At 64.1% G+C, this 12,003-nt stretch carries 10 protein-coding genes; 2 read left to right on the forward strand and 8 right to left on the reverse strand.

Translation table 11 applies throughout. From position 1 onward, the window contains the following. Positions 1-30 precede the first annotated feature (30 nt). A complete protein-coding gene (locus NKJ37_RS24085) occupies positions 31-1,644 on the reverse strand; it encodes an extracellular solute-binding protein (RefSeq protein ID WP_023814038.1) in 1,614 nt (537 codons plus the stop codon). Positions 1,645-1,980: 336 nt separating this feature from the next. On the opposite strand from NKJ37_RS24085, the gene NKJ37_RS24090 reads away from it, so the two are divergent. Continuing rightward, complete coding sequence (locus NKJ37_RS24090) at positions 1,981-3,009, forward strand: LacI family DNA-binding transcriptional regulator (protein ID WP_352554751.1); 1,029 nt, start codon at positions 1,981-1,983, stop codon at positions 3,007-3,009. Positions 3,010-3,058: 49 nt separating this feature from the next. Here NKJ37_RS24090 and NKJ37_RS24095 read toward each other — a convergent pair whose 3' ends face one another. The 7 genes from NKJ37_RS24095 to NKJ37_RS24125 form a co-directional block, all read right to left on the reverse strand. Further along, positions 3,059-4,078 carry an aliphatic sulfonate ABC transporter substrate-binding protein gene (locus NKJ37_RS24095; RefSeq protein ID WP_352554750.1) on the reverse strand — a complete coding sequence of 340 codons (1,020 nt, stop codon included), beginning with the start codon at positions 4,076-4,078 and terminating at the stop codon, positions 3,059-3,061. A 35-nt stretch (positions 4,079-4,113) separates the two neighbouring features. Beyond that, positions 4,114-5,010 (reverse strand): ABC transporter permease, encoded by an 897-nt coding sequence (locus NKJ37_RS24100; protein WP_352554749.1) that lies wholly within the window; start codon positions 5,008-5,010, stop codon positions 4,114-4,116. Positions 5,011-5,022: 12 nt separating this feature from the next. Beyond that, positions 5,023-5,859 carry an ABC transporter ATP-binding protein gene (locus tag NKJ37_RS24105; protein WP_352775310.1) on the reverse strand — a complete coding sequence of 279 codons (837 nt, stop codon included), beginning with the start codon at positions 5,857-5,859 and terminating at the stop codon, positions 5,023-5,025. 32 nt (positions 5,860-5,891) lie between these two features. Next, on the reverse strand, positions 5,892-6,218 hold the full coding sequence (locus NKJ37_RS24110) for a 4Fe-4S dicluster domain-containing protein (protein WP_023814043.1): 327 nt from the start codon (positions 6,216-6,218) through the stop codon (positions 5,892-5,894). Then, positions 6,215-7,840 carry an FAD-binding protein gene (locus NKJ37_RS24115; RefSeq protein ID WP_352775295.1) on the reverse strand — a complete coding sequence of 542 codons (1,626 nt, stop codon included), beginning with the start codon at positions 7,838-7,840 and terminating at the stop codon, positions 6,215-6,217. Before NKJ37_RS24115 ends, NKJ37_RS24110 begins: the two co-directional genes overlap by 4 nt. A 30-nt stretch (positions 7,841-7,870) precedes the next feature. Beyond that, positions 7,871-8,467, reverse strand: coding sequence for a thioredoxin family protein (locus NKJ37_RS24120; RefSeq protein WP_023814046.1), 597 nt, complete (start codon positions 8,465-8,467; stop codon positions 7,871-7,873). Between the two features lie 278 nt (positions 8,468-8,745). Then, a complete protein-coding gene (locus tag NKJ37_RS24125; protein WP_352554747.1) occupies positions 8,746-9,690 on the reverse strand; it encodes a heme/hemin ABC transporter substrate-binding protein in 945 nt (314 codons plus the stop codon). 186 nt (positions 9,691-9,876) lie between these two features. On the opposite strand from NKJ37_RS24125, the gene NKJ37_RS24130 reads away from it, so the two are divergent. After that, complete coding sequence (locus NKJ37_RS24130) at positions 9,877-12,003, forward strand: TonB-dependent hemoglobin/transferrin/lactoferrin family receptor (RefSeq protein WP_352721965.1); 2,127 nt, start codon at positions 9,877-9,879, stop codon at positions 12,001-12,003.

Below are 12,003 nucleotides of genomic sequence, written 5' to 3' on the forward strand. Positions count from 1 at the left end.
CCCTCCTTCGATATGATCCAGGGAGAAGGATCAGACGATTGGATCGAGAACTGTCGGCCAGGCCTCCTTGTTGGTCTTGATGGCTTCGAGCAGTTTGTCCTCGCCGGTGCGCCGTGCGATCTTTTTCCACTCTGCCTCGGTATCGGCCATCGCCTGCTCCGATGTCTTGGCCTTGGTCAGCGCCGCCATCAGGTTCTCGTCGAGCGCATTGTGGAAGGCTGTCGCGCCGGGATAGTTGATGGTCGGCACGGTGCGGGCGACCGTCTCGCGCACGACGTCCATGTGGTAGGCATGATAGGTCTGGCGCACCAGCGGATCGGAGAAGTCCGAAAGCCGGAACGGGTCCAGATAACCGCCGGGGTTGGCGCTCATCCATGCGTAGATACGGGCCGAGCCCAGCCATTGCAGCAGGAGATAGGCGACCTCCTGGTTTTTCGACTGCGACGAGACCATGCCGGTCAGCGAGAACCACAACACGGAACGGCTGATCAGCTTGCCGCCGATCTCGCGGCCGGGCGGCAGCATCGAGCCGATCTTGCCGGTGACGGCTGAATCCTTGTTGCCGGCATTGTCGAGGAATTTCGGCAAGTTGGAGAAGGCGCAGGTCATCGCCGCACCACCCTTGGCGAAGTTGCCGTATTGCTCCGGCCAACCCCAGGAGATCGCATCCGGCGAATGATGCGCGAGCGAAGCGACATATTCATTGGTGGCGGCAATGCCTTGCTCGGAATTGATCATCGGCTTGCCGTCATCGCCAAACAGGAACTGGTTGGGCGAAGCCATCGAGACATAGCGCTGGTACCAGTTCGTGTAGCCCCAGCCCTGGTTACGCAGGTCGGTCGAGCCGAACAGGCCCTTGTCCGGTCGCTGGAAGAAGGCGGCTATGTCGCCATGCTGCTTCCAGGTCTTCGGCGGCGCCAGATCGTAGCCGTATTTGTCCTTGAAGGCCTTCTTCTCGGCTTCGTCGCCGAACAGGTCGGCGCGGTAGACCCAAGTCTGGAAGTCGCCGTCCAGCGACACGCCATAGTTCGAGCCGCGGTATTTGTTGAGCAGCGACACGCCCTTGGCGCCGTTGACATAGCCGCTGACCGGATCGTCCCATTCAGGCTTATGCTGCGCGACAAAGTCGTCGAGCTTGGCGATGCCGCCGGTTTCGGCGAGGTCGCCAAGACGGTTCCATTCGGTCGAGTAGATGTCGTAGGCCCCACCCTTGGTGGAGATGTCCTGCATCGTCTTGGTGAATTCCTGGCCGTTCGGCAAACCGACGATTTCGATCGCGATGCCGGTTTCCTTTTCCCACAGCTCCTTGATCGACGGCGCACCGGCCGGGAACGGCTGCGTGAGCTGGCCGATCGAGCCGTCGGACAGGCCGAGCACGATCTTGGCCGGCGCCTTGCCGGCGCCCTTCAGCGCCTTGGCCGCCTCGATGGCGCGGCCTTCCGGCGTATCGGCGCCATACTGGTAGCGCTCGGCCCCTTCGAAGCCCGTCGGGCCGCCGATCATGCCGGGCGCCAGCGCGTCGGCCGCATAGGCACGTCCGGGACGAATGAATTGGGGTGCGATACCAGCGGCGGCCATGATCACAGCCGCCTTTCCTCCGGATGCCAGCAGCCGGCGCCGCGAGATGCGGATCAAGTCAGACATTGAAACTCCTCCCTCAGGGCCACGTTTCCTCCACGGCCCTTATGAGGGATATTGACGGCAGCATGGCAAGGCTGTCAACATCATAAATAATCAAAACACCTCATAACGTTGCAACAAGGCAAGGAAATGCACAAAAACGGGATCCATGCGTCACGCCGAATGCCTCAATTTGAGGGCACCCGGCCCTTACCGGCCCTGCGCAGCCCTGCCGGACGATTTGATTTAGCGCGGCGGCTTGCACATCGGCCAAGGGCGGATACATCATTTCCCATCAGAATCGCCGATGGCGGGGAAGCCGTCACCAGCCGATCTGACGCATGCAGGAGATGAAAGACGGTGCGTTCCACCCTGACTGACATAGCCCGGGAGGCCGGCGTCTCGGCCGCCACCGTCGACCGCGTGCTCAACAACCGACCCGGCGTACGGGCGCGCACACGGGAAATCGTGCTCGAAATGGCGCAGCGCCTCGGCTACATCGCCGAAGGCCCGAACGGCGCGCCGCCACGACCCTCGCCCGGCGAGGTCATCCGGCTCGACTTCGCCCTGCCGGCCGGCACCAATTCCTTCATCAAGATGCTGCACCGCCAGATCGAGGCACAGGCTCTGGCGCGGCCCGACCTCGATGTCCATATCGCCACCATCGAGGGCTTCAATCCTGACCGGCTTGCTCGCCTGTTGCAGGATCTGCGCGGACAGACGCAAGGCGTCGGCGTCATCGCGCTCGACCATCCGACGGTGCGCGAAGCAATCCGCTCCCTGTCGGCCAACGACATCAAGGTGGTGACCATCGCCTCCGACATCCTGCATGTACCCAGGGTCGCCTATATCGGCATCGACAACCGCGCCGCCGGGCGGCTGGCCGGCTATCTGCTCAACCGCTTCATGGGATCGGGGCGTCCGGGCAAGGTGGCGCTGTTCGCCGGCTCGCTGTCTTATCGCGGCCACGAGGAACGCGAGATGGGGTTCCGCCACGTATTGACCGAGGAATCACCCAATCTGCAGATCGTCGAGATGCGCGAAATGCTCGACGACCGCGAGAAGGCCTATTCGGAGGCATCGGCCCTGCTGGAGCGGCACCCCGACCTTGCCGCGATCTACAATGTCGGCGCCGGCAACACCGGCATCGCCCGCGCGCTCAAGGAGCGCGGCCGCGCCCAATCCATGGTCTTCCTCGGCCACGAAGTGACGGACGGCACCAAGGACCTTCTGCTCGACGGCACGCTCGACGCGGTGATCGACCAGAACCCGCGCGTCGAGGCCCGCGAAGCGCTCAACACCCTGATCCATGCGGTCCGGGGGCTGCCCTACGAATTGCACCAGCCAAGGCTGCAGGTGGTCTTCAAGGAGAACATTCCGGAGATTTGACCTGTACGAGGCGGCGCCGCAAAGCGCCGCCCGCTCGATCTTTCCGGGCCTATTGGACGGCAGCGACTTCAGCCGCGGCGCCATCGACAAAGCTCTTGTCGACCCATTTGCCATAGTCGATCGAGCCCTTCAGGAGCCCGGCGCTGGCCATGAATTTCTCCTCGCCCTGCAAGGCGGCGATCGCGTCGTCCGTGAGTTTCGGATCCTGATGGAACACCCCGTCGGCATAGGTCTTGCGGACGGATTTTTCCGACGACTTGGTCGCCTCGACAAAGGTCTTGATCGTCTGGTCCGGATGGGCGTCGGCCCAGCGCGAAATCTCGATATCGACCTTCAGCAGCCGCTTGACCAGATCGGGATATTTCGCCGCGAAGGCGCCGTTGACCGAGATGACGTTGGGCACGTTCCATTCCGGATGGGTGCTGGTGTCGAACAGGACGCGCGCCTCGCCGGTGTCGACCAGCTTGGCCGCCGTCGAATCGGTCTCGACAATGGCGTCGATATCGCCGCGCAGCAGCGCCGGGCCGGATGCCTCGAAAGGCAGGTTCAGACCTTCGACATCATTGGTGGTCAGGCCGACGCTGTTCAGCGCCTTGCTGAAATTCGAATGCCGCACCGTGCCGGTCAAATAGGCGACCTTCTTACCCTTGAGATCCTGCAGTGTCCTCAGCGGCGAGTCGGTCTTGACGACGATGTAGGAACCGCCGGCCTTCACATAGCTCGACAGGCCGATCAGCTTGACGTCGGCGCCGGACGCAGCAACCCGCAGCGCTGGATTGTTGCCGGTATAGGTGAATTCGATCGCGCCGGTGGCCAACGCTGTCGTCGCCTCCGAACCGCCATTGAAAGTCACCAGTTCGACCTTGATGCCGTCCTTGGCGAATTCCTTCTCCCACCAGCCGTCCTTCTGGGCGAGGATGAATTTGAGATGCCCCGGCGCGGTACTGCCGATGCGGATGATTTCCGGCTTGTCCTGGGCGAAGGCAGGCATGCCGCCAAGGCCGATGACGACGGCAATGGCGCCCTTCAGGAGCAGTCGGCGAAGTGCATCGAATGGAATGCTGGGCATGGGAAAATCCTTCCTGATTGGAATGAATGGACGGCTCAGATGAGCGAGGTCTCGGACTGGCCTTTCCAGGCTGTCGCCCAGCGCTCGAACCAGACAAGCAGGTAGTTGACGGTCAGGCCGATGACGGTCAGCGTCAGGATGCCGGCATACATGTCGGCCGTTTCCATCATCAGCTGCGAGTTCTGGATGAGGAAACCGAGGCCGGATTTGGCCGCCAGCATCTCGGCGCCAATGACCGCGAACAGCGAGGATTTCACCGCCAGCCGCGCGCCGGCGACGATCGAGGGAATGCTGGCCGGCAGGATGACTTTCCGGAACAGATCGAAGTCGGACGTGCCCATCGAGCGCGCCGCCTTGATCAGCAGCGGATCCACCGACTTGACGCCGCTGATCGTGTTGACGAGGAGAAAGAAAACCGAGGAGTAGAAGGTGATCGCCACCTTCGATTCCTCACCAATGCCGAGCAAAAGGATGAACACCGGCAGCAGTGCGAATTGCGATGTGTTGCGCAGCGTCTGCACCAGAAGGTCGGAAACCTTCTCGAACAGCCAATAGCGCCCCATCAACAGACCGAGCGGGATGGCCACCACCACGCCGAGTGCGAAGCCGATCGCAGCGCGCTGCAGGCTTATGCCGATATGCTCGATCAGCACGCCCGAGGCGAGCAGCGCCCACCAGGCGACCAGCACCTCGCTCAGCGGCGGAAAGAAGATCCGGTTCAGCCAGCCGAGCCGGGGCGCGATCTCCCACAGCAGGAAGAACAGGCCGAGCAGCGGCAAGCCATAGAGGAACGTGCCGTGGCTCGCTTTCTTGCTCCGGTTCTTGGCGCTGGCCTTGATGGCCGGGACCCTAGCGACGGCGACCGTTTCGCCAGCGCCGGCAAACAGGTGGAGCGCTCCAGCGGAGCCAAACTTCTCGGTCAGATAGGCCATTGGTCCAGCTCCTCAGTGACTGAAGGCTGGTGACAGGGTCCAGTCCTTCTGCGCCTTGTTGACCTCGTCGCGCAGCACGTCCCAGACGCGGGCGCGATAGGCGTTGAATTCGGCGCTGGCGCGGATGTCGCCGTCGCGCGGCCGTGGCAGGTCGATATCGATGATCTCCTTCACCGCGCCCGGCCGCGCCGTCATCACCACCACGCGATCGGCGAGGAAGATCGCCTCGTCGATCGAGTGGGTGACGAAAATGACAGTCGTGTTGATCTTGCCCCAGATCCGCAGCAGCTCGCCTTGCAGCAGTTCACGCGTCTGCTGGTCGAGCGCCGCGAACGGCTCATCCATCAGCAGCACTTCCGGGTTGCTGGCCAGCGCACGCGCGATTGCCACACGCTGCTGCATGCCGCCGGACAGCTGGTTGGGAAAACGGTCCTCGAAACCAGCAAGGCCGAACAGCGCCAACAGATGGCGGGCTGTGGCGGTACGCTCGGCCTTGGCCACGCAGCGCACTTCCAGCGCATATTCGATGTTGGCGAGCGCCGTGCGCCAGGGAAACAACGCATATTGCTGGAAGACATAGCCGGTCTTTGGATCGGGCCTGGTGATGCGCCTGCCGTCGAGCTGGACATTGCCGCCGGTCGCCTGCGTCAGCCCGCCAATGATATCGAGCAGCACCGACTTGCCCGAGCCGCTCGGGCCGACCAGCGTGATGAACTCGCCTTTGCGGATCGAGAGATCAACGCCGTCGAGCACGGTGACGCGGTCGGTCGCCTCGCCATCGACGGTGACGAACTGCCCCGGCTTGAGCTGGAACGTCTTGCTGATGTCGCTGACGACGATCCGGTCCATGTTCGGGCGATCCATATCTGTCTCCGATCGGTTCACTGCGCCACGCGGATGCGGTGCGTCGGGTCGAATTCCGAGCCGCCCGCCTTGCCGCGCTTCCAGCCAAGCGCGCGGGCATAGGAGCCGAACAGCCGTCGGGCGTCGGCCTGAGCTTCCGTGATGCCGGTCGGCCCTTCGGCGAACTCGGCCACATAAAGCGCGTCGGTCGGGCAGTAGATCTCGCAGAGAAAGCAGGTCTGGCAGTCCTCCTGGCGAGCGATCACCGGCACGCCATTGTCGGTCGCGTCGAAGACGTTGGCCGGGCACACCTTGACGCAGATGTCGCATTCGACGCAGCGCGTGGCCGAGACGATCTCGATCATGACGCCAGCTCCGCCAGCCGCTCAGGCGCACCTGCGATGCGGAACTCATCCACACCGGTGATGACCAGCCGGTGCGCGAAGGCCGGGCTCTTGCCCGGTAGGTCGGTGCGGCGATGCATGCCGCGGCTCTCGGTGCGGTGCAGCGCTGCGGCCACGGACCAGCGCCCGGCAGCGGCGATCGATGCCGCCTCGCGCGTGCGGACCCGATCCAGCCCCTCGCCTTGCAGATGGTCGCGCACGTCGCGCCAGACACTCTCCAGCCGCTCGCCGCTTTTCTCCAGGCCCTCGCCGGTGCGGAAGAAATTCTTGCCGAGCGGCGTCACTTCGCTACGCACCACCTCGATAACTTCGCTCGCCGAGATGTCGGCACTCGCCGACGATGCCGGACGCAACCCGGCTTGGCCGAGCGACTGCACCGCACTGCGGAACGCCTTGCCGGTGCGGCGCTTGGCATGGGTCGAGGCGCCCTTGCCGGCCCACCAGCCGCTGGCCAGCGCCCAGGATGAATTGACGGCGCCGCCGCCCGACACGGCCCCGGTCATCATCTCGCGGCTGGCGGCATCACCGGCGACGTAGAGGCCGGGCACGCCGGTGGCGCAATCGTCGGAGACGATGTCGATGCCGCCGGTGCCGCGCACCGTGCCTTCGGCGCGCAAGGTGATGCGGAACAACTCGCTGAACGGGTCGATGCCGACGCGGTCATAGGGCACGAAGCAATTCGGCTGGCCCTGGCGCAGCCAGCCTTGCAGCGCCGGTTCGGCCTGATCGAGCCGCGCATAGACCGGGCCGTCGATCAGCGCGCGCGCCACTTCCTCCTCGCGGTCGCCGATGCCGTTACGCAACGGCTCGCCGGTCGGTCCGACGATCGGCGAGCCATCTTCGCGATGGAACGAGGCCCAGCGGAACGGCAGGCCCTTGTTCAGCGATGAGCCATAGGGCGCCAGCGTGTATTTGCCGGTGAACTCCATGCCCGACAGGCTGGCGCCGGCTTCGGCCGCCATCAGATAGCCGTCGCCAGTCAGCCCGGTGGCGCCGAGGATGCGTTCGCGAAAGGCGCAGCCGCCGGTCGCCAGCACCACGGCGTTGGCGTCGACGCGCCAGTCCTGGCCGATCTGTCTCGCAACACCGGCGGCGCCGACAATGGCATCGCCGTCGGACAGAAGTTCGAGCGCCGGATGATGGTCGAGCACGGTGACGCCGGCCAAAAGCACCCGGCGGCGCATGAAGCGCATGTAGTCCGGGCCGCGCAGATTGGCGATGTAGAGCCGTCCGTCATCCTCGCTCGGAAAGGGATAGCCCCATTCGGACAGCCTGAGCAGGTTGCGGTAGGCGGTGTCGACGCAGCGCAGCATCCAGCGCGGGTCGGCGAGTTCGCCGGTGCGCTGCCAGCGTCGTTCGACCACGGCGTGCCTGTTGTCACCCGGCGGCACGCACCAGGTGCCGGTGTTGGACGGCGCGGTGGCGCCGCTGGTGCCGAGATAGCCCTTGTCGGCCAGCATCACCTTGGCGCCGCCCTCGGCCGCCGCGACTGCCGCCCAGGCGGCCGACGGGCCGCCGCCCAGCACCAGCACGTCTGCCTGGAGCAGCAAGCTGTCGGAAGCGGATTTTTGCGGCTTGTGCATGGACACCTGGCGAATGCGTCGAGGCCGGCGCTAGGCCGCGCGCGCCGCGCTGGAAGACCAGACCGGCTCGTTGCCGGCACTCCATTTGATGTTGCAGCCGATCGACGGCACTTGGCTGGCAATGGGCCTGCCGCCCTCCAACACCGTGTCGACCGCCGCTCGCAGATCGGCACCCGTCACCGGCTTGCCGTTGCCCGGCCGCGCCTCGTCGAACTGGCCGTGATAGGCGAGCCGCCGGTCGGTATCAAACAGGAAGAAGTCGGGCGTGCAGGCCGCGCCATAGGCTTTCGCCGTCTGCTGCGACGCATCCTTGAGATAGGGGAAGGAATAGCCAAATTTTTCGGCCTCTTCGCCGATACGGGCAAGCGTTTCTTCCGGATGCGCTTCGTGGTCGTTGGCGTTGATCGCCACCACTTGCAGCCCCTTGCCCGCATAATCCCTGGCGAAAGCGGCAAGCTGCTCGCGGATCAGCACGACGAACGGGCAACGGTTGGAAATGAAGGCGACGAGCAGGGCCGGCTTGGCGTCGAAATCGGCGAGGCGGTGCAGCACGCCTTGCGCGTCGGGCAACAGGAAATCGGCCGCCCTGGTGCCGAGGTCGATCGGATTGGACTCTGTCTTCGGCATCGATGCGCTCCCTTGTGCAACCATTTTCACAGGCCAAGGTGCGAGCGCCCTGAACGTCCGCAGTTAGTCTATGAATTTAGTATAATTATAGGCTGGATAGCGCATTCGCGGTCAACCGCGCGGCTTAGAATATCGTGCCAATGTTTCAGGCCGAGCCGCCAAGTTTGTTCGGGCGGAAGCCGATCCGGAGAAATCCGGACGGACAGGATTTATCAAGCTCAACTGGTTCGCCGACGAATTGGTACTGCCCAGCCGAACCGCCTTGCGATTTTACGGCGTCATTCCCCTTCCGGATAAAGCGCCTTCGCCAGATCGCGGATCGCATCTGATGTGCGCGGCCCGAAGCCGATCATGTAGGCGCCGTCAAGCACGACCAGCGCCTTGTTGGCCGCCGCCGGCGTTGCCGCCAGCGCGCGGTTGCCGAACACCTGCTCGGGCGTCGGCCCGCTCTTGCCGTCGCTCATCATCAGGATGACGTCAGGCGCCATCTCGATCAGCTTTTCCTCCGATGCCGCCCTGTAGCCATGCACGACATCCATCGGGTTGAGGCCGCCGGCATAGCGAATGATGGCGTCGGCAGAGGTGCCGGCGCCGGCAGCGCTCAGCTTCACGAGGCCATGGAAGAACACCACCTTCTTGCGCCGCTCCGGCGGGATTTTTGCTGCCAGATCGGCTGCCGTCTGAAAGGCGGTGAGCACCTCGGCGGAAACCACCTTGCCCTTGTCCTCGAGCCTAAGGCTGGCGGCGATCAGGGTGATCTTCCGCTCGATGCCTTGCGGGCTGTTGTCCTGCGGGACGAAGACGATCGGGATCGCCAGTGATTTTAGCACCTCGACCGCCTCCGGCGGTCCGCTGTCCTCGGCCGCCAGGATCAGGTCGGGACGCAGGCTGGCCAGCCCCTCGACCGAAAGCTGGCGGCGGTAGCCGACATTGGGTTTTTGCGCGACTTCAGGCGGATATTTGCTGCCGCGATCGACGGAGATGATCCGCTCGCCGGCGCCCAGCGCGTGGACGATCTCGGTGACGTCGGAGCCGAGCGTCACGATTCGGGTCGCCGCGCCCGGCACGACGGTTCGCCCCAGCGCGTCGACAACGCCCTCGGCGGCCAGCGCCTGGAAACCACAGGAAGGCGCCAGCACCGACAGCGCCAGAAGCAGCACCGCCGCGATCCTGCCAGGTTGCGACCAGTGGGTCGTCTTGCCTTCGCCTAAACTGCCGACCATGCCGCTGTTCCCGTGCCAGATGCTTCTCGATGATGGTCGGCTATAAATTTAAAGTTGACTTGTGTCATCATGTTTTAATATGTGACCCCTGCCCCGGCCCGCCTGGTCGAGGGATTCTCGATCATGCCAGCCAAGGCCCTTCAGCCACCGCCAGCAGTTTTGCTTTTGCTTGGGGGCTGCATGACGATGACAACGACAACAAACACGACCTTGATGGCGAGCACCGCGCTCGCCTTCGTGCTCGGCCTCTGCGCCGTGCCTCTTGCCAGCGCGCAGGAACAGGACCAGGAGAAAAAGGCCGCCGCCAAGGCCGGCCGCCTGGCGCCGGCCAGTGCCGCGCAGAATCAGCCGGCGACGATGCTCGACGTGATCACCATCTCGGCGACGATGATCAAAACGGCGGTGATCGAATCGATGGCCGCCATCAGCGCCGTCGATCAGGACGAACTCGACCGCATTCAGCCCGACACAGCGGCCGACATCTTCCGCACCACGCCCGGCGTCGCTGCCTCGATGAATGGCGACGATCCCGCAACCGCCATCAACATTCGCGGCCTGGAGCAATATGGCCGCGTCGTCGTGACGCTCGACGGCGCCCGTCAGGACTATTGGCGCGTCGGTCATGGCTCTGGCTCGTTCTATGTCGAACCGGACCTGATCAAGGAAGCCACCGTCATTCGTGGCCCGGTGTCGAATGCCTATGGGTCAGGCGGCATCGGCGGCGTCGTCTCCTTCGAGACCAAGGACGCCGGCGATTTCCTCAAGAAGGACGAGCGCTGGGCGCTGAGCGAGAAGCTCGGCTACGAGGACAATGGCGACGGCTTCACCACCAGCACCACCGGTGCCTACCGCTTCAGCGACGATGCCGACATCATCGGCAACCTCATCTACCGCGACCGCGACAGCTACACCGACGGCAATGGCGAGACCGTGCCATGGACCGGCGAGCGGGTGACCAGCGGCTATCTGAAGACGACGCTGCGGCCGGCCGATGACCATGAGCTGAAGCTCGGCGCCATCCTGCAGCGCTACAACGACCAGATCACCGGATCCAGCGGCTCGACCTCGCCGACGCTGAGCCGCTACGACACCAACACCACCAACCAGACCTACACCGCCGCCTACACCTGGAAGCCAGACGACAACGAGCTGATCGACTTCAGCGCCAATGCCTACCACAACCGCACCCGCACCGAGCAGACGCAGGTCGCGCCTGCCTCAGGGATCGGCAATTTCCGTTTTTACGATGTCGCCACATCCGGCTTCAACGTGAAGAACTCCTCACGTTTCGACGCCTGGGGACTAGCACATACGCTGACCTACGGACTCGATTACTACTATCTCGAGGCCTCCTCGGAAGCGGCGCATTTCGGCGCTGGCGAACAGCAGGGCTATGGCGGCTTCCTGCAGTGGCAGGGCGATTACGAGGACTGGCTGCAGGTCATCACTGCGATGCGGTATGACGGCTACCAGCTCGATGGCGAAACGCGCATCCCGTCGCCGCAGGAAGCCTCGATCTCCGGCGATCGTTGGTCGCCGCGCCTCACCGTCGGCGTCACGCCATTCGATGGCTTCCAGCTCTATGGCACCTATTCCGAAGGCTATCGGGCGCCGGGCCTGCAGGATGTCTTCCGCGGCGGCGGCGCGCATGGCGGCGGCGATACATACCGGCCCAATCTTCTGCTGCAGCCCGAGACGGCGAAGAACTGGGAGGCCGGCATCAACGTCAAGTATGACGATGTTCTGACGGCGGGCGACCGGTTGCGCGCCAAGCTCAACGTCTTCCACACTGCCGTCGAGGATTACATCGACGTCGACCTGACCGTCCTGCCGCGCACCGCGATCAACATCGGCGACGCCCGGCTGAAGGGCATCGAGGCCGAGATGGTTTATGACTACAACTGGGGTTTTGTGAACCTTGCCGGCGCGTTGATCGACGCCAAGGTCGTCAGCGGCGTCTATTCCGGCCAGGCGCTGAACAACACGCCGCTCGACCGCTTCTCGGCCACCATCGGCTTCCGCATGCTGGAGGACCAGCTCACCGTCGGCGCGCAATATCTCAGCGTCGGCAAGATCACCCGCACCAGCCGCACCAATCCCAACGCCGTGCCGGTCGTCGATGACGGTTTCGATCTGGTCAACGTCTTCGCCAACTGGCGCGTCAATGACAACCTCAAGCTCGACTTCGGCGTCGATAACATCTTCAACACCGCCTACACCGACCCGCAAAGCGCATGGTCGACCTCGGCGGCAACCGAACAGGGCAAGGGCCGCACCTTCAAGGTGGCGCTCACCGGCAGGATCGGAGGCTGA

Source organism: Mesorhizobium sp. M0140 (assembly GCF_040322475.1).
Taxonomy (GTDB): Bacteria; Pseudomonadota; Alphaproteobacteria; order Rhizobiales; family Rhizobiaceae; genus Mesorhizobium.